The 18,533-nt window shown below is 43.3% G+C and carries 15 protein-coding genes and 3 pseudogenes; 12 read left to right on the forward strand and 6 right to left on the reverse strand.

The window, feature by feature from the left end; all coding sequences use genetic code 11:
- Window positions 1–251: 251 nt before the first annotated feature.
- The 3 genes and pseudogenes from mecA (at window position 252) to pepF (ending at window position 4,034) form a co-directional block, all read left to right on the forward strand.
- Window positions 252–906 (forward strand): annotated as a pseudogene (gene mecA, locus PCORN_RS00165) (adaptor protein MecA).
- A 137-nt stretch (window positions 907–1,043) separates the two neighbouring features.
- Window positions 1,044–2,156: a competence protein CoiA family protein gene (locus PCORN_RS00170; protein ID WP_051999132.1), complete on the forward strand. Its 1,113-nt coding sequence runs from the start codon at window positions 1,044–1,046 to the stop codon at window positions 2,154–2,156.
- A gap of 66 nt (window positions 2,157–2,222) precedes the next feature.
- Window positions 2,223–4,034, forward strand: a complete 1,812-nt coding sequence (pepF, locus tag PCORN_RS00175; protein ID WP_036076503.1) for an oligoendopeptidase F — start codon at window positions 2,223–2,225, stop codon at window positions 4,032–4,034.
- A 475-nt stretch (window positions 4,035–4,509) separates the two neighbouring features.
- Here the strand turns inward: pepF and PCORN_RS00180 are convergent.
- Window positions 4,510–5,854: pseudogene (locus tag PCORN_RS00180) on the reverse strand (Nramp family divalent metal transporter).
- Window positions 5,855–6,043: 189 nt separating this feature from the next.
- On the opposite strand from PCORN_RS00180, the gene PCORN_RS20630 reads away from it, so the two are divergent.
- The 9 genes and pseudogenes from PCORN_RS20630 (at window position 6,044) to PCORN_RS00220 (ending at window position 15,308) form a co-directional block, all read left to right on the forward strand.
- Window positions 6,044–6,499 (forward strand): DUF2397 family protein, encoded by a 456-nt coding sequence (locus PCORN_RS20630; RefSeq protein WP_051999133.1) that lies wholly within the window; start codon window positions 6,044–6,046, stop codon window positions 6,497–6,499.
- The gene (locus PCORN_RS00185) at window positions 6,477–7,553 is read left to right on the forward strand and encodes a TIGR02677 family protein (protein ID WP_277620133.1); all 1,077 of its coding nucleotides are present in this window, start codon (window positions 6,477–6,479) and stop codon (window positions 7,551–7,553) included. Before PCORN_RS20630 ends, PCORN_RS00185 begins: the two co-directional genes overlap by 23 nt.
- Window positions 7,554–7,578: 25 nt before the next feature.
- Window positions 7,579–8,671, forward strand: a pseudogene (locus PCORN_RS00190) (TIGR02678 family protein).
- Window positions 8,668–9,123 carry a hypothetical protein gene (locus tag PCORN_RS00195; RefSeq protein WP_036076504.1) on the forward strand — a complete coding sequence of 152 codons (456 nt, stop codon included), beginning with the start codon at window positions 8,668–8,670 and terminating at the stop codon, window positions 9,121–9,123. Before PCORN_RS00190 ends, PCORN_RS00195 begins: the two are co-directional and overlap by 4 nt.
- A gap of 16 nt (window positions 9,124–9,139) precedes the next feature.
- A complete protein-coding gene (locus tag PCORN_RS00200; protein WP_241433018.1) occupies window positions 9,140–12,772 on the forward strand; it encodes a TIGR02680 family protein in 3,633 nt (1,210 codons plus the stop codon).
- Window positions 12,750–13,037, forward strand: a complete 288-nt coding sequence (locus PCORN_RS18870; protein WP_036076507.1) for a hypothetical protein — start codon at window positions 12,750–12,752, stop codon at window positions 13,035–13,037. The genes PCORN_RS00200 and PCORN_RS18870 overlap by 23 nt, the downstream gene beginning before the upstream one ends.
- Complete coding sequence (locus PCORN_RS16890) at window positions 13,004–13,993, forward strand: DUF2399 domain-containing protein (RefSeq protein ID WP_051999137.1); 990 nt, start codon at window positions 13,004–13,006, stop codon at window positions 13,991–13,993. The genes PCORN_RS18870 and PCORN_RS16890 overlap by 34 nt, the downstream gene beginning before the upstream one ends.
- A gap of 269 nt (window positions 13,994–14,262) precedes the next feature.
- Window positions 14,263–14,817 carry a bifunctional transcriptional activator/DNA repair enzyme AdaA gene (locus PCORN_RS00215; protein ID WP_277620132.1) on the forward strand — a complete coding sequence of 185 codons (555 nt, stop codon included), beginning with the start codon at window positions 14,263–14,265 and terminating at the stop codon, window positions 14,815–14,817.
- Window positions 14,817–15,308: a methylated-DNA--[protein]-cysteine S-methyltransferase gene (locus PCORN_RS00220; RefSeq protein ID WP_036076511.1), complete on the forward strand. Its 492-nt coding sequence runs from the start codon at window positions 14,817–14,819 to the stop codon at window positions 15,306–15,308. The genes PCORN_RS00215 and PCORN_RS00220 overlap by 1 nt, the downstream gene beginning before the upstream one ends.
- On the opposite strand, the gene PCORN_RS00225 is transcribed toward PCORN_RS00220, so the two are convergent.
- The 5 genes from PCORN_RS00225 to PCORN_RS19885 form a co-directional block, all read right to left on the reverse strand.
- Window positions 15,305–15,604, reverse strand: a complete 300-nt coding sequence (locus PCORN_RS00225) for an MGMT family protein (RefSeq protein WP_036076513.1) — start codon at window positions 15,602–15,604, stop codon at window positions 15,305–15,307. The genes PCORN_RS00220 and PCORN_RS00225 overlap by 4 nt on opposite strands.
- Window positions 15,605–15,677: 73 nt before the next feature.
- The gene (gene gloA / locus PCORN_RS00230; RefSeq protein WP_036076515.1) at window positions 15,678–16,061 is read right to left on the reverse strand and encodes a lactoylglutathione lyase; all 384 of its coding nucleotides are present in this window, start codon (window positions 16,059–16,061) and stop codon (window positions 15,678–15,680) included.
- 62 nt (window positions 16,062–16,123) lie between these two features.
- On the reverse strand, window positions 16,124–16,969 hold the full coding sequence (locus PCORN_RS00235) for a YihY/virulence factor BrkB family protein (protein WP_051999138.1): 846 nt from the start codon (window positions 16,967–16,969) through the stop codon (window positions 16,124–16,126).
- 416 nt (window positions 16,970–17,385) lie between these two features.
- Complete coding sequence (locus PCORN_RS00240; RefSeq protein WP_241433019.1) at window positions 17,386–18,150, reverse strand: LCP family protein; 765 nt, start codon at window positions 18,148–18,150, stop codon at window positions 17,386–17,388.
- Window positions 18,137–18,403 carry a hypothetical protein gene (locus tag PCORN_RS19885; RefSeq protein ID WP_241433020.1) on the reverse strand — a complete coding sequence of 89 codons (267 nt, stop codon included), beginning with the start codon at window positions 18,401–18,403 and terminating at the stop codon, window positions 18,137–18,139. The genes PCORN_RS00240 and PCORN_RS19885 overlap by 14 nt, the downstream gene beginning before the upstream one ends.
- Window positions 18,404–18,533: the final 130 nt, after the last annotated feature.

Consider the following 18,533-nt stretch of genomic DNA (forward strand, 5'->3'; position numbering starts at 1 on the left):
AGCAGATTAGGGTTTTCATGGATTATTATCATAATTTTTTTATAAATATAGGCCTTTTTTGAGGGAATTGGGAGTTTCTACTCTTGAATTCTGGGTAAATATAGGCTAAGATAGTATTCTTCAATTAAATAGTGGCTTTTAGCGAAATCAATTATTAGCCCTTTTTTTTTGAATTAGGCTACAATGATACTAACAACAAATGAATTACCCTTCATTGTCAATGTTGAAGATGGAAGGGAGAGTGTGTGACGATGGAAATTGAACGTATTAATGAGAATACCATAAAGTTTTATATCTCTTATATGGATCTGGAAGAACGCGGTTTTAATCATGAAGAAATTTGGTATGACCGTGAGAAGAGTGAGGAGCTTTTCTGGGATATGATGGACGAACTTAAGTATGAAGACGAGTTCTCTCCTGATGGGCCACTCTGGATTCAGGTACAGGCTTTGAAGCACGGTTTAGAAGTGCTAGTTACGAAGGCTAACCTAGGTAAAGGTGAATCTGGCTTTGAGATTAATATGGATCAAGCCGATGAGCTAGCCGAGGAACGTATTGAGAAACTGCTAGAAGAACATTTTACTCCTGCCAAGATTACGGAGGGCGGGGATGAAGATACGTTAGAATTTATTTTGCAGTTTCGCGAATTTGAGGACTTGATTACCTTGTCTAAAGCGACTGGGCTCGATCAGTTATCAACGAAACTGTACCACTACAAAGATAACTATTATTTGTATGTGGAGTTTCCTGAAGCAAAATTTGATGAAAAAAACCATTGACAATGTAGTCAGTATTCTATTAGAGTATGGCGATGAAACGAATTTAACGGGGTATGTCCTTGATGAATATGCCAAAGTTATTTTTGATGACCCCGCCTTGCCGCAAGTAAAGAAATATTTTAACTAAAAAAGCTTTTTGGGCTCGATTTGCGCTGTGAAAAACACGTGAATCGAGTCTTTTTGCGTTTTTGGAAGAAGAGGGAGGAATTGCGGAGAATTGGGCGAATATAGTTAGTATACAGACCTAGAGAGGCAGTGAAAATTATGTTTACCGCAAAAGATCAGAATGGACGAGATGTTGTTGTGACAAGGGGAAATGTGGCTTTTTTGAAAGCAAGAAGGGATCAATATACGTGTGGGTGTTGTGCGGAACGGCTGATTTTGAAGGCTGGGGAGATTAATATGCCTCATTTTGCGCATTTAGCTTCAAGCAAGTGCCGATTTGCTTCAGAAGGTGAGTCGGAGCGACACTTGAGTGGAAAAAAGTATTTTTTGGAGTGGCTGATTTTGCAGGACCGTCAGGCGGATGTAGAGGTGTACCTACGCGATATAAAACGACAGGCAGATATTCTTGTGGATGGGCGTACTGTGATCGAATATCAATGTTCTACGGTTCCTGTGCAGGAGTTAAGGCAGAGAACCGAGGATTATCATATGGCGGGGCTTTGCGTACACTGGATTCTAGGTCAGGATATACGGATGGTGAAGGGGAGGTATTATTTAACGGCTTTTCAGCAGGCTTTTATTAAGAAGGAGCCAAATTTGGGCTATTACTTGATGCAGTATTTGCCGGAAGTAAATCGATGGACGTTGTTATATCATATTACGATGGATACGACGAATCGTTTTTATGCGCGTGCCATGACTTTTGATGGGCGTGTGGGGTTGGGTGTTATTAAGAAGGCAATGCAGCGGATTAAGTTTGCGACTTTTTATGTGAAGCGGGATTTGGCTTTTGAGAGACAGAAGCAATGCTATTTTTATACGCGGTTTAAGAAGCAGAGTGGCTTTTTGAAGGAAGTGTATGAGCAGGGGTATTATTTGCAGCATTTGCCTATGGAAGTTGGGGTTTCGTTGCCGATGCAATTTAGAGTGAAGACACCGGCAATGGAATGGCAGTTTTATTTGTGGAACTTATTTTTCTGTACACTGGGAGTTGGAGATTCATTTGGGATGGCTAGTGTGTTGCCGATTTTTGAGAAACAGGTTGTTCGGATGCCTTTGATTTGGGATGAGGATCGGGAGGGGCTTTGTTTAGCTTATTTACAATTTCTTTGTAAGCAGGGAATTTTGCGTACAAATGGGGCCGGTAGTTATACGATGATGCGACAGATGACGGAATTGGTGAATGAGGAGGCACGCTTTTTGGATGTTTGATTTTTGCAATTTTAATGGGATTAGCTCATAATGAATGAAAAAGTAATTATTGGAGGTATAGGATTTATGAGTGAGAATAAAGTAGCTGCATTGCCAACGCGGGAAGAAGTACCAGTAAGTGCAACATGGAATTTAACGACGATTTTTAAAGATGATGCTGCGTGGGAGGCCGATTTTGCGCAGTTGAAGGATAAAGTGGAGGAAGGCAAGGAGTTTCAAGGGAAGCTTGGCGATAGTAGTGATAGCTTATTGCAGGCGTTGCGTTATCGTGATGAATTGTATGATCGCTTAGGAAATCTGTATGTTTATGCGCATTTAAAACAAGATCAGGACACGACAAATACGACATATCAGGGATTAAATAGTCGTGGGGGAAGTCTGTTGACGGAAGCGTCAGCAGCGATTTCTTACTTTGAACCAGAGATATTGGCGATAGATGAGGCGAAATTGAAGGGCTTTATCGCGGAGAACAAGGATTTGCAACTGTACTCGCATTTGTTGGAAGAAGTGAATTTGAATCGTCCGTATGTGCTTTCTGAGAAGGAAGAGGCTTTGCTTGCTCAGGCTGGGGAAGTTTTAGGGAATGCTTCGCGAACATATAGTATTTTAAATAATGCGGATATGAAGTTTCCAGTGATTGAGGATGAGAACGGTAATCAGGTAGAGATTACGCATGGTCGCTATGGCAAGATGATGGAAGGGAAGAATCGCGATGTTCGTCAAGCTGCGTTTAAAGGGATGTACAGTGCGTATGATGGCTTGAAGAATACGTTGGCAACGACATTAACGGGTCAGGTGAAGAAGGGGAATTTCTATGCGAAAGTTCATGGCTATGAGTCTGCGCGTCATGCGGCTTTATTTGGGAACCATATTCCGGAGGCTGTATATGATTCGTTGGTAGAGGCTGTGAATGAGCAGTTGCCGCTATTACAGCGTTATGTTGGGCTTCGTAAAGAGTTGTTGAATCTGGATGAATTGCGTATGTATGATATGTATACGCCACTTTCAACGGATGTGCATTTAGCGTTCACCTATGAGGAAGCGAAGGACATTGTTCTGAATGGTTTAGCGCCGCTTGGAGAAGAATATCAAGCTATCTTGAAAGAGGCGTTTGATAATCGCTGGATTGATGTCGTGGAGAACAAAGGGAAACGTAGTGGGGCTTATTCTTCTGGTGCATACAGTACGAATCCGTATATTTTGATGAACTGGCAGGACACGATTGATAACGTGTTTACGTTGGCGCATGAGTTAGGCCATAGTGTGCATAGTTACTATACGCGCAAAAATCAGCCGTTTGTTTATGGGGATTATTCGATATTCTTGGCTGAGGTAGCTTCGACGACGAATGAGAATTTATTGACGGACTACATGTTGAAGAAATATGATGATCCGAAAGTGCGGGCGTATTTGTTGAATCATTATTTGGATGGGTTTAAAGGAACGGTATTCCGCCAAACGCAATTTGCTGAGTTTGAGCATTTCATTTATCAAGCGGATCAGAATGGTGAGGCTTTAACGGCTGAATTCTTGACGGAGAACTATTTTGCGATGAATGCGAAATATTATGGCAGTGAGATTGTGTATGATGAGGAAATTGGGCTTGAATGGTCACGTATCCCGCATTTTTATATGAATTATTATGTGTTCCAATATGCGACAGGATTTAGTGCAGCATCGGCGCTTAGTGATCGTATTTTGCATGGTGGTGCTGAGGCTGTTGAGAAATATTTGGCATTCCTAAAAGCGGGAAGTTCCGATTTTCCAATTGAGGTGCTGAAAAAAGCTGGTGTGGATATGACGACGGCTAAGCCAGTGACGGATGCGTTGAAGGTATTTGAGCAACGGTTGAATGAGCTGGAGAAGTTGGTTAAATAGCACTTGTTTGTGAAAAGTAGCAGTGTTAGAAAATAAATTTATATTTTTATTAGTGATAAAGTAGGATTCTTAAATGAGAATCCTATTTTATTATTTATAGCATAGAAAACCTTATTTTGTTATTTAATTGGTTTTAGGGTGAGGAAAAGGCGGGTTTTATGGGGAATTTGTGTAGATATGCGAGTTATTCTTTATTAATGTCTATTTTTATTTGCGAATGAAGATTATCTGGATGGAGATGAAAAGAGATATTATAAAAATAAAGTTTGTGAAATGTTGAATTATTAGTTTAGATGTGGTATATTATTGACGTGAAATAAATCACAATACAAATACCCCCTTTATTTGATTGTGTGAATTTCTCCTTTTGATTGCGCTGAGAAAAGTCGTGGCCTTGTGTCGCGGCTTTTTTCGATTTTATACAAGACAAAAAATCCAGAGTCGACTCAGATTTCGAGTGCTCTGGATTTTTTTGTTAGCTGATGCCTGAGAGGGTTTGGATGATTAGCTGGATGTTTAGAATGCTTAGGATAACGGTTATGACCCATGCTAGAATCGTGACCCATAGGTGGTTTTTGAAATCGCCCATTAATTTCTTGCTGCTGGTGAAGATGGTGAGTGGAATCATGGAGAATGGTAGGGCGATGCTTAGGAATACTTGGGTGTAGATTAGGAGTTGCTCGACTGCGTTTTCTTGGTCGCCGTAAATGACGATGCAGATGATAACTGGTATGATGGCGAGTATGCGTGTGATAAGTCGGCGAATCCAGACGGGTAGTTTCATATGGATGAAGCCTTCCATGACAATTTGACCGGTTAGTGTGCCTGTGATGGTGGCGTTTTGTCCGGACGCGAGTAGTGCAATAGCGAAGAGTACGCTGAGGACGGGGCTCGCGATAGCGCCAACGATGGCATTGTTTTGTAGGGCGTCATAGAGTTGTGTGAATTGGCCCAGGTTGCTGGTGTCTTGCCCGAAGAATAGGGCCGCACCGAGTATGAGTAGTAGGCAGTTGACGACAAATGCAGCGGTTAGTTGGATGTTGGAGTCGATTGTCGAAAATTTGATGGCTTCTTTTAGTGATTTTTTGTCGTTACGGTCGTATTTTCTGGCTTGAACAATGGATGAGTGTAAGTATAGATTATGTGGCATGACGGTCGCGCCGATGATGCCGAGTGCTAGGAATAGTGCACCTTTGTCTGTGAAAACTTGTTTTTGTGGGATGAAGCCGCCGAGCATGTCGGACATGTTTGGATCGGATAGGATGACTTCGTATAAAAAAATCACGAGAATGGTGATAATAAGTGTGACAACAATGGCTTCGATTTTGCGGAAGCCGAATTTGGCGAGTACGAGAAGTAGGAATACGTCGAGCACGGTGATGATGACGCCGAGTATGAGTGGTATGCCAAATAGCAGGTTCAGGGCTATGGCGCTACCGATGACTTCGGCGATGTCTGTTGCCATGATGGCGAGTTCGGCTACAATCCACAGGGCAAAGCCGCCTTTTTTTTCCGGTTTTTAAACGGGTGGCTTGGGCTAGATCCAGACCGGTGACGATGCCGAGTTTTGCGCACATGCTTTGTAGTAACATGGCGATGAGGCTGGACATCAGGATGACGCTTAGTAATAGATAGCCGTATTGTGAGCCACCTTGGATGGATGTGATCCAGTTACCGGGATCCATGTAGCCAACTGCGACGAGCGCGCCGGGGCCTGAGTAGGCGATGAGTTTACGCCAGAATCCGCCGTTTTTTGGGATGCTGACGCTATTATTTATTTCTCCCAAACTTGAACCGTTGGGTGGGGTATGTTGAATTATTTTTTTTCTTCTCTTTTTTATCTGTCATAGTCAAAATCCTCTCAATGTTTCCTTCGTGCAACAAATTTAGTTTAATGCAGGCAGTTAGGAATTGCAAGCATTTTGGTTACGGATTTGTGAATTATATTGGAACTTTGTGTAATAGTAGATGATATATGTTAAAATTTAAGAAAAACGGTGGGTGATGGAATGGGTAGAATCTCGAGAAACTTAGAGGATTATAGGAAAATTAGCGAGGCTTCTTATTTAGTGGCGGATCAAAATGTGGCACGCTATCGAATTATTTTGCGTTATTTTTTTGTGGAGCATGAACGGATGCGGGATTATTTGTACTCAAATGATATTTTATGGCATGTGCGGTCGGTGGAAGGTATGGAGGAGTATAAGGACGCGGAATTAGAGCAGGATTTAGCGGCATTGGTAAAATGGGGAAATATTACGCCACGTCAAGAAGTTCGGAATCCGAAGACGATTATGGAGTTTAATAAGAAGTCTTTCCGTTATCAGATTGCGCCTTATACGGTACAGATTGAGCGGATGTTGGCGGGATTGGAACAGTCTGGGGACGAGTTTCAGGGATCTCTTGATAAGCGCCCGTTTGAGAAGTTGTTGCTTGCATTACGTGCTTTTTTTAAGTCAGGATGATGTACCGATTCTAGAAAAATGGCAGGATATGATAGATTTGTTCTCGACGATACGAACGAATACAGCGGATTATTTGGCGTATGTGAGTAGTGCGAATGCAGAAGAGAATATGCAAAAGGATAATTTTTTGGTGTATAAAGATCGATTTGTGGCATATTTACGTGATTTTATTGTGGGGTCACATCAGACTGCATTAAAAATTCAAGCAATTTTATTGGATTTGGATCGGGATGAATTGGATAGGATATTTGATGAGATTAGTCAGAAACCAGATTTTGCGCCTCGTTTTGAGGAAATTGTACCTAATGCGGAGGAGAAGAAAGAGGAGTTACTTGAAATTTGGGATAGTTTTGTGATGTGGTTCTTGGATCGGAATGGAAATCTGTGCGAGTATAGTATTTTGCGAGTGCGTACGGATGATACGATTAAGAAAATAACGCGGAATATTAAACGTTTGGGAGAGCGGCATCAGCAGCATATTAGTCGAAAGCGGGATTATTTACACATTGCGAAATGGTTTGCGGAGGAAGCGGATATAGAGCGGGCGCATGAGTTATCGGCGATTGTTTTTGGATTGTCGGAAGTACGTCATTATGTTGTGGAGCCAGAAGTAGGTTCTGGGGCTTACCGGGAAATTTGGGAGACGGAACCGGATTGGAAATTGCTGAAGCCACGTGTGCAAGGGTACCGTGAACGAACGAAGCCGACTAGTTTTACGTTGAATACGGTTGAGAAGGAGGCCGCGAAACAGGCGTATTTGCAAGAGCTGAAAAGTACGGAAGCGAAGATGCTCGGGTATGTTCAGGACGGTGAAATTGATTTAAGTATGTTGACTTATGTGGATATAAGTGTTCGAAAAGTGCTACTAGGCTGGGTTTCACAGGCAATGCTGGAGGAATCTAAGGTCGTGCTTACGGAGTTTGGAAATCGAGTGATGGTTCATGTGGATGAGAATGAGCGGATAAAAATTGAATCGGATGATGGCGTTATGGAAATACCAAAAATTATTTTTACATTTGAGGATGGTGACATCGATGTTAACGAAAGAGGATAAATTAAAAGAAGGACTGCAACTTTTGATGGATAATTATTGGATTTTACGGAGCGCTTTGCCTAAGGAATATCAGTTTTTGCGTAGTATGGAGAAGGATTTGCGTCAGATTATTTCGGATAAATTTGGATGTCGTGTGTATTTTCATACGGATTTTATTAAGTTAGAGAAAATTCCTGTGGAGCCGGAAGCTTGGATGGGGTTGCTTGAATTTGAGGAGCCGATGGATTATGCATTGTTTTGTTGTGGTCTTGCTTTTTTTGAGGAGAAGGATATTAAGGAATATTTTTTTGTTGAGTCATATTTGTGAGGAGATATTGGAGAGTTACCCAGGGACGCCGAAAGTGGATTGGTTGAATTATAATCATCGGAAGTCATTGATTCGGGTCATTAAGAAGATGTTGGATTTGCATTTGATTGAGACGATTGATGGAGATGTGAAGAAATTTTTGTTTGAGGATGATGCAGAAGTGCTTTATGTGACGACGGTGTATGCGCGTTATTTTATGCGGCCGTATCCTCAAAATATTTATGATTATGCACATTGGTCGGATTTAATAGAGGATGAGACCCAGGATAATGAGAACGCGCAACGTCATTTGGTCTATAAAAAGTTATTTATGCAACCTCAATTATTGCGTGGGAAACTGAGTGAGGCGGATTTTTATTACATACGAAACCAGCGCCCGTCGATTGAGAATTTTGCGGAGCGGTATTCGGAGTATCATTTGGAGTTGTACAAGGATGTCGCGATGTTGGTGATGCATGAGAATAAGGCGAGGAATATATCGTTTCCAGCAAATAAGGCGTTGGATGATATTTTGCTTCATTTGATGGCTTTGGTACGCAAGCATGATTATCCTGTGGATGCGTTCAGTGAAATGCATGTGTCGACGGAGCAATGGGATGATTTAATAGATGAGTTAATTGCGATTTATCAATATGGTTGGTCGAAGGAATATCGGGATAAAAAGAAGGATGCTTTGGAAGTAGCGATTATGAAACATGGTAAGGCGTGGGGATTTTTGGATCGGGAAGTGACGGGAATTTGTATGTATCCGACTTTTGCAAGGTTTGCTGGGAAATATAGTTTGAATGAGAAGAAAGAGGTGGAGAAATGAGTGAGGCCAAGTGGCATTTGAATCGAGCTGGGATTTTTAATTATTGGTATTATGATGAGACGTATTTTGATTTTGCAGGCGGGAAGATGTTGTTGCGCGGGTCTAATGGATCGGGAAAATCGGTGACAACGGCGAGTCTTTTGCCGATGCTTTTGGATGGTAAAACGAATCCGACAAGGCTTGACCCATTTGGATCGGGGGCGCGGAAGATTGAGGATTATTTGCTTGGGGAGAAGGATGTTTCAACGTATGAGGAGCGTACTGGTTATTTGATGTTGGAGTATAAAAGTGCGGGGATGGAGAAGTATATTACGACGGGGATTGGGATTCAGGCGAGGCGTGATAATAAACCAACGAAGTGGTATTTTGTGATTACGGATGGCAGGCGAATTGGGACGGATATTGAACTTTTAAAAAAAGGAAGGGGATTCGAAGCGTCCACTTTCGCGTAAACAATTGGAGAATGTTGTGGCTGGTGGTGGTTTTGTTGTTCAGACAAGACGGGAGTATGCAGAGCTTGTGAACCGTTTTTTATTTGGGTTTGAAACGATGGATGCTTTTGAGGATATGGTTAATTTGTTGGTGGAATTGCGGAAACCTAAGTTGTCGAAGGATTTTACGCCAACGGTTATTTATAGTTTGCTTGAGGATGCGTTGCCACCGTTAAAGGATGACACGCTTCATTCTGTATCGGATTCGTTAGAAAATATTGATGTGGCGCAGGGGCAATTGCAGCAGGCGAAACAGGAGTTTGAGCTTTTGAAGAGGCTGGGGGATGTTTATTCGAAGTATCATCGGGCAGTACTTGCGAAGATTGCAGATAAGTGGTTGTATGTTGAGGAGAAATTGGCGCAGAAAAAAAGTGATCTTATAGAGACTGAACGAGAGCAGAACTCATTGTCGCGTCAAAAAGAAGAGATGGAGCGGGAACTGCATGTGATTCGTAATAGATTGGTAATTTTGAATGAGGAAGAGAGTAGTTTGAAGCAGCATAATGTGTTTATGTTGGGCAAGGAGCGCAAAAATCTGGAGGAGTTGGAGAGTCGGCTTAAGAAGGAGCTAGCGGATGTGGAAGATCAGCTTAGTCGTAAGAAACGAGATTTGACGGCTCAGCAGGTGGCATCGGAAGCGCTTGTGATGCAATTGGAGATGACGCAAAAGGATATTCGGGAATTGCAAGAGGAACTGGAGGATCATGCGCAGGGGAGTTGTTTTAAGGCACACGAAACGTTGAATGAGGATTATGCGCGGTTGCTTGGGGAAATGGATTTTTCTTATTGGTCGAAAGGGGCGCGGGATCATTTGCTTTTATTGACGGATATTCGGGCGAAGATTGTGGAGCAGGATCGATTGATGGAGGCGCTTGTGGTGAGTTCTCGGAAAGTTGGGGAATGTGAGAAGGCGCGGGATACGGAGCAAATTCAAGAGAAGGATTGGTTGCGAATTTTTGATGTGGAAATGGAGAAGATAGAGACCTCGCTTTTGGGATGGAAGGAGGAAAGCATTTTTCCGATTTCTGATTCGGAGTGGCAAGAGGTGTTGCAAAGGTTGCATTTATTATATGATGAGACACCGAGTTTTTATCTTGCGTTGGAGCCGATTCGCAAGGCTTTGGATCGTTTTAAGGGAGAGCTTGAGCTCAGGAAAGTGGATTTGAATTATAAAATGGAGATGAAGCAGAGGTGGCTAGTGGAAACGACGCGGGAGCTGGAGTCTTGGCAACAGACGGAGATACCGGAGCCAGGACGTGAGCCTGCTTTGAATGAGGAACGGCGAGAACTTGAATTGGCTGGGGAACGGGTGTGGTCATTTTATGAATTGGTTGATTTTCATGAGCATGTGCCGCAAGATGTGAGGAATCGTATGGAAGGGGCTTTGAATCAGGCGGGAATTATGGATGCGCTTGTTTCTGAGAAGCCGTTGCAATTAAAGGCGAACAAGCAAATTATTGCAAATCCGGTTTTATTGTCGCAAACTTTAGAGGATTTTTTGTATCCTGTGGAAATGGTAGGGATTAATTCGGAACATGTGGCTGCGGTTTTGCAGTCGATTGAGGTGGATTCTGACTTAGCGCAATCGACAACGGTTATTGCGAGTGATGGTAGTTATAGGATTGGGATTTTGGATGGGACTAGTTTGCCGATGTATGAGGCGATGTATGTGGGGCGTGAGAATCGGGAACGTTATCGGCAGTCGCAAATTGAGAAATTGGAAGCAGTTATTGTTACGATAGAACAGGAAAAGGTTGCCTTACAGCATTCGATTCAGCACATTGAGGAGCGAATCGAAATGGGAAATAGTGAATTGCTCCGTTTGCCGGTGGATACGAATTTGATGGTGGCTGATAAGGAAATAAAGGCTACTCGTGCGCGGTTGCGGGAATTTGAAGCGCGGTTAGAGGCATTGAAACAAGAATTAGCCGAGCAAAAAGAAACGCATTCTATTATTGAGTTGGAGTTAAATGCGTGGAGGAAGGAATATGGGCTTAAAATGACGGAAGTGGATATTTTAGATAGTATGAAATCTGCGAACGATTATATTGGAGCGCTTGGCGATTTGCAAGATAATAGTCGTAATTTGCGTCATACGGAGCGAAATATTGTGGATAGTGAGTTGCGGTTAGATGGGCTTCGTGAGGAAGTCGAGGAGAAGAAACTGATGTTGGCAGATCGGTTACAGCAATTGGAGAAGGTAGTGGATTCGTTAGCTTCGATTAGGGCGCAACTGCAATTGGAAGGGGAGCAAGAGATATTAGCTCGTATTGATAGTTGTTTGAAGGAGAAAACGGTACTTGCGGCGGAGGAAGTGCGTTTGCGCAATAAGCATCCTTATATTTTAGCTGATTTAAGAACTGCAGATCAGTTGCTGGCGAAATTGCAAACGGAGAATCATTTTTATGGGCAAATTACGGTTTCTTGGAAGCGGCTTTTCAAGCAGGAGTATGTGCGTTACGAGGATGGAGAAGGGGCGGATTGGTCGTCTTTAGCGCTTTATTATCAGGAGCGATTTAAGGAAGATGGGGCGGTTAGTACGCGGAAAAGGTTGGCTAGTTTGACGGTGGAATTGATGCAGGATTTAAGTAAGTATAGTCCGACATTGCAGGAATCGGTGATGTTGCCTATGGAAAATTGGATGGAAGAAGCGTTTTCCGATGATTTACAAATGATGGTTACGGAGTGGCGCGAATACTCGGTTCGGCAGTTACTAGATGTGGCGGATGAGCAAAATCGGAGAGCTTCGATTTTTGCAGTTATTGAGGAGTTGCAGATGTATATTTCGGAGCAAGAGGGTTATTTGAAAGCGGAGGATCACAAGTTGTTTGAAGAGATTTTGCTTCATTCGATTGGAAATGTGTTGCGGCAATTGATTAATCGAGCGGAGAAATGGGCGATTCAGATGAACCAAATTTTGAAACGGCAGGAGAATTCTTCGGGACTTAGTTTATCGATTGAATGGAGAGCGAAAGCGGCGGATCAGGAAGCGGAGCTGCATACGAAGGATCTTGTGGAGTTGTTGCGCAGAGGACCTCAAACGCTTAGTGAGGAGGAAGTGGAGCGAATGATTCAGCATTTTCGTTCTAAGATTGATTATGCCAAAGTTGTGATGGAGAAGGATGAGGAGATTCAGACGCTTCATGATGTGATGAAATATGTGCTGGATTATCGTAAGTGGTTTGAGTTTAAACTGAGTTATAAGAAGGAAAATGAGCCGAAAAGAGAGTTATCCAATACTAAATTCTATCAGTTTAGTGGCGGTGAAAAAGCGATTTCGATGTATTTGCCATTATTTACTGCGGTGTATTCGAGATACCAGGATGCGGAGAATATGGCGCCGTACATCATTGCTTTGGATGAGGCTTTTGCTGGTATAGATGAGCTGAATATTGCGGAATTATTTAAAGCGACGGAGGAACTTGGGTTTGATTATATTCTTAATTCGCAGTCGCTTTGGGGTGATTATGCAACGGTGCAGGATTTGAATATTTATCAGCTTATCAGACCGAAAAATGCTAACTTTGTCACCTATTTGGCATATCACTGGAACGGGAATAAGCGTGTGCAGATTGGAGAAGAAGTTGATGAGTCAGAAGCTGTTCGATGAGGCTGTTCTTTTTTTCAAGGGGAATAAGACGTATGTGAAGATTTGTGAGCTTGCTGAAAAGAAATATCGGACGTATGGGAAGGTGACTGGCTCGTTTTCGTTAGCGTCGTTTGATGAGGCTGAATTGGCGGATATTGCGAATTTTTTAGGGGTTTCGGAATTTAGCTTGTTGGTAAGAAGCGTATTTCTTTTAAGCGGTGGTTGGAGGTTTATGCGCGTGGGCGTTTTGCTATGGTGCCTTTTGAAGAGGTTGTTGCGAAGGTGACGGGCGTGCCTTTAGTTAGTAATTCGGAAATGCGAGAGCGGATGGAAATGGAACGAGAGATATTTTCGAGGAAGCTGATGGCGTTTGATGGATTACTATTTATGATGGGAAACGAGAAATTTTTGTATGATGCGGAGCTTACGGATGCTGAGCTAAGTATTTTGAATGAGGCGATGGTGATGTTGCCTGATGTGCCGATGCGACTTCCTGTTTTTGCGCAGAAAGTGACGGGGAATCCGCATGCTTTTGATTTGCATGGGAAATTAGGCGGGCTTTTATACCGAATGTTACTTGTGAAATCGGATGATGTGGCGTATGGCATTTCTGATACGGAGCGGAAAAATCAGGTGTTGTTGGAGAATAATATTATTCGTGATGATATTATGAATTTTGTGACGGTTAATGGGCTGCTGGGGGAGCGAGATGGGAAAGTGCATCCAATGTGGCGTGCAGCGGTAGATGGTAATGTGCCTTGGAATGTGCCAGCAAAACATTTATTAGAGATTGATGTGGCTTATCCGGCGAATGGGGATTCGGTTTGGTTGATTGAAAACTCGAGTATTTATTCGGCGCTTTTGGATGTATTTCCTGATTTACCTGCGATTTGTACGCATGGTCAGTTTCGATTTGCGACGTGGTTGTTGTTGAAAAGGATGGCACCTGGGAATGTGATGTTTTATTATGCGGGAGATTTTGATCCGGAGGGCTTGTTGATGGCGGAGACGTTATTACAGCGATTTGTGGATCAGGCGCGGGTTTTCGCGATGAATGAGGAATTATATGAGAGCTCGAATCCAGCGGGCGTGATTACGGAATCTAGTATGAAAAAATTGGATGGGGTCCAGTCGGATTCCTTGCTTCGTTTGAAACGAGCGATTTTGAAAAAAGGAAAGGCTGGGTATCAGGAGAGTATTTTTGATGCGATGGTTCTGGAGATTAGAGAAAATTATGAGTGATGGAAAAGCCGTATGCAAGCAGTGTTTGGGGACTGCTTGCATACGGTTTTTTTATAATGCCTTGCTAGAGGTAAAACATGATTTATATTTCCAATGTCGTCCGTTTTTTAGCGAGCTGCTCGATTTTTTGTTTGGTTGGTTTTGGTTGATATAGATAGTTATATCACGGATTAGCTTTTCAAATCTTGCTTTTATGTCTCTAACGGGTTATTTTTTTTGAGGAAACGCGGTATAATGGGTTTATAGATAAGTGGAAGGGGCTGGCGGAATTGGTGACGGTGGAGCAGTGGCGTGCGATTTGTGAAAATGATGCGGAGTATGACGGGCAGTTTTTTTATGCGGTGAGTACGACGCGGATTTTTTGTCGGCCTTCGTGTAAGTCGCGGACGCCGAAGCTTGAGAATGTGCGGGTATTTTTGTGTGCGGAGGATGCGATGGATGCGGGGTTCAGACCTTGTAAGCGGTGCAAGTCGGGTGGCGTGAGGTTGCCGGACGCGGAATGGGTCGCGCAGATTGAGGCTTATATTGATGAGCATTATCGGGAGCATTTGACGCTTTCAAGGATTGCGGATGGGTGTCATGGCAGTGCGTATCATCTGCATCGGGTTTTTAAGGCGCAGACGGGGATGACGCCGCTTGATTTTGTGCATGTGGTGCGGATTCGGGAGGCGTGTGTGTTGCTGGAAACGACGGAGATGCGGGTGATGGAGATTGGTGCTGCGGTTGGGATGCCGAATGCGGCGCAGTTTGCGACGTTGTTTAAGCGGACGCAGGGCGTGACGCCGAGTGGGTATCGGAAAAATTGGAAGGAGTTGCATGTGTGATGAAGCAGATTTTTTATAATCGGTTGCAGGTTGCCGGGATGGCGCTTTATATTGGGATTAGCGAGCGGGGATTGGCGTTTGTTGGTTCGGATGGGGCGGATATAGATGAGTTGGAAAAGTGGGGTGAGAGGGTTCGCGCGGATTTGATAGTGGATGAGGTGCGGGTGAAGCCTTATGCCGAGGGGATTGCGGCGTACTTGATGGGGGCGCGACGGGATTTTGATTTGTCGCTGGATATTGCGGGGACGCCTTTTCAGGAGGCGGTTTGGCAGGCACTAGTCGCGATTCCTTATGGAGAGACGAGGACGTATTCGGAGATTGCTAGTGAGATTGGGAAACCGCAAGCGGTACGGGCAGTTGGGACGGCGATTGGGGCGAATCCAGTTTTGATGGTGGTGCCGTGTCATCGTGTGATTGGAAAAAATGGAAAAATAACGGGGTACCGTGGTGGTGTCGCGATGAAGGAACGGTTGTTGCGATTGGAGGCTTAGCCTTGCCAAAAACAGCTTTTTAAACGAACGTTGCCATTTGGTGTGAAGGGGATGCCTTCTGCTTTTAGTAGGCCGTATTGGGCGGACCAGCCCGGAACGAGGCGGCCTTGGGAGTTGACGACGCGGTGGCTCGGGATGCTAGCGTCACTGGGTGTCAGGCGCATGGCTTGACCGACGAGACGCGAATTTTTCGGTCGACCGAGCATATACGCGATTTGACCGTATGTCGTGACTTTTCCGCGTGGGATTTGGCGGACGAGATTGTAGATGTCTTGCTGAAACTGTGCGTGTTGCATAACGTGTTTCCTCCTAATTATATGTAGTAAAAAGAGAGCAATGATGGAAACTGCTCTCTTTTTTGCGTGCTAATTAGCGGTTTTGGATGACTTCGGTTTTGTAGCCGTCTGGGTCCATCACGAAGAAATAGGATGGTTTTGTTCCTGGTAGCCCTTTTAAGTCGGTGACGCTGTAGCCGGCTTTTTCGAAGGTTTCGTGTGTTGCGGATAGGTCATCGACGCCAACTGCGAGGTGTCCGTAGCCGTTTCCAAGATCGTAGCCTTCCGCTTGGTCGTAGTTGTAAGTCAGTTCCAATTCGAATCCGCCTTCTTCAAATGCAAGGTAGACGAGTGTGAATTTGTGGTCCGGAAAGTCTTTGCGACGTGTTTCTTTCAGGCCAAATGCTTCGGTGTAGAAAGCTAGCGATTTGTCTAAGTCTTTGACGCGAATACACGTATGTAGCATTTTGATAGTCATGATAAAATTCCTCCTAAATAGCGATTTTCTCTCGTTTTCATTGTAATATATCCGTGCATTGATTACAAATTTTGTTGTTTGTAGGAGTCGATGATGACGTTTATAAACGCGCCGAGTAGTAGGATAATCGAGACGAAGTAGAGCCAGAGCATGATGACGATCATGATGCTAAGGCTGCCGAAACCGAGAATTTTATCGCCTTGAAAACTAACATAGGCGGAAAGTAGTTCGGTTGCAGCGAGCCAGCCGACTGTGGCGAATAGGGCACCGATGACGCTTTTTCTGATTTTCCATTTTACGTTTGGAACGAGCCAGTAGATGATGAGGAACAGGATGAATAAGAAAATCGGCGTGATGAACCATTTTGCAGCGCCTAAATTGGCGAGGGCATCAAGATTCAGGTCGAATTGGTCTTGTAGGAAACCTACGATTTGTTCGCCAAATGCGAAAATGAAGACGACGGCGCCGAGGATCACGATGATAACGAGCATCATAAGGAAAGACATGATGCGAGTCACGATGAAATTTTTGCGATCAGGGGCTTGGTAGACGATATTTAGGACTTCTTGTAGGGCGCTGAAACATTTTGAGGCGGACCAAATCGCGGTGATTAGACCGAGTGAGATGGCGGTGCCGCTTGCGTTGGTTAGCATGCTTTCGATGACGGGGTGCAGGATATCGTACACTTCTGGTGGCATGAATGTTTGGAGCGTGGTGTAGACTTCCTCTTTTGGAATTGGCAGGAGTGGTATCAGATTGCCGAATACGAGCATCATTGGGAGAATGGATAGCAATATGTAAAAGGTGAGCTGGGCGGCGTGGGAGGTGATTCGAGCGCTTTTCCAGTTTGTTTTGGCGAGTTCTCCTGCTTGTTTTAGTTTGGTTTTTGTTTTGGTTTTTAGTGGCATATGTGTTACATCCTTTCTTGAAATTGCTTCTTTATATAGGTTTCCCATCGTTTGTTGTTTTTAAACCGAAAAGCTTATGCTGCTATGCGAATTACTATATAACTTTATAGCTTAGAAAGGGCTGATATAAATATACACAGAGGAATTGGTTGAGTAGCGGTTGTTTACAAGTCAATATAGCCATTGCAAATTAGGAAACGATTTAATTAATGTATAACCATTATCTAAAAATCCCCCTCCCATACTATTAACTTGAATTAGAAAGAGGCATAAACAGTCGATTGAAACCAAAAATAGATTTGCAAGCGACTGTTATGCCTCTTTCTAATAATTATTAATCATAAAACCCATGCGTTGTTTTCTTATTTGGTAAGTCACCTGTCTTTGTATTTCCTTCTGTCCCAATGTAAAGCCCTTCACCAGGGAATGTATCCGCATTTTTTTTCTGATTCTGGGGTTGCTGTTGTGTGGTCGCTTTTGTACTTATATTTTCCGTTTGTTTGGAATTTTTTATTGTCACGCTCATCCTTTTTCTCTAGCCCAAGTGAGACTCGTAGCTGGTGTGCGACGTGGTCAATGCTGTCCTGATATAACTCCACCATACTATGCCCGCGGTTACTAAAAGCACGCCAATCAAAGGCGAGTTGTTCTACCTCATAATCCTTACCAATCAGAAAGTCTTGTAATATTGTTTTTATTTGGCGCATGTTGAGATCCATTTGCATTTGCCCTTCTAGAGATTCGATGATTTTTATATATTTTGAAATGGAATTCAGTTGCATGGCTTTGTCTTTCACCGCTTCAAGAACGAGTTGTTGCCTGAAACCGCGCATGATGTCATTGTCGATTTTGCGTTCTCTAGAAAATGCTAAAGCCTCTTCGCCATTTAGATGTTGGATGCCTTTTTCGAAATGGACTTTTTTCCCGGTATCGAAAAGTGGTCCGGCAAATGTTTTCGGCACGTTTACATCAATGCCTCCGAGCGCGTCGATTACGTTGATGAAGGAATCGAAGTTAAGAACAACATAGTGATTAATTGGGATATTAAACAATTTTTTCACCGTATCCACAGCGCTTGTTGGGCCTCCGTAAGTATAAGCGGACTCAATTCGTTGCATGCCGGTATAATTATCGGACTGTATTTGTACAAAACTGTCTCGAGGTATGCTACAGAGCGTCATTTTTTTTGGTGCGCTTATTTAAGCTGACTAGCATCATCGCGTCTGTTCTGGAACTGCCAAGATTTCTAGTCGCATTATTGTCTAGTCCCATAACTAAAAACATCAACGTATCTTCTGTTGCTTTTTTGTTTGTCGAGGAGATAGGATGATAAGCCTTACTCCATACTTTTTCTGCTTTGACGTAAAGGATGCAGAGATAGACCAGGGTTCCAATGATTAGTAAACCGAATAATAAAAAGAGAATAAACCGCATCTTTTTTCTTTTTTTTTGAATCTGGTGGACTTCATTTTCTAACCGCCTTTCTTAAAAAGATTGTGATTAATAGAAGTATAATATAGGGTTGTTACATTTATGTGTCGCTTTAGATTGAATTTGGGATTGG

This window comes from Listeria cornellensis FSL F6-0969 (assembly GCF_000525855.1).
Lineage (GTDB): Bacteria > Bacillota > Bacilli > Lactobacillales > Listeriaceae > Listeria_A > Listeria_A cornellensis.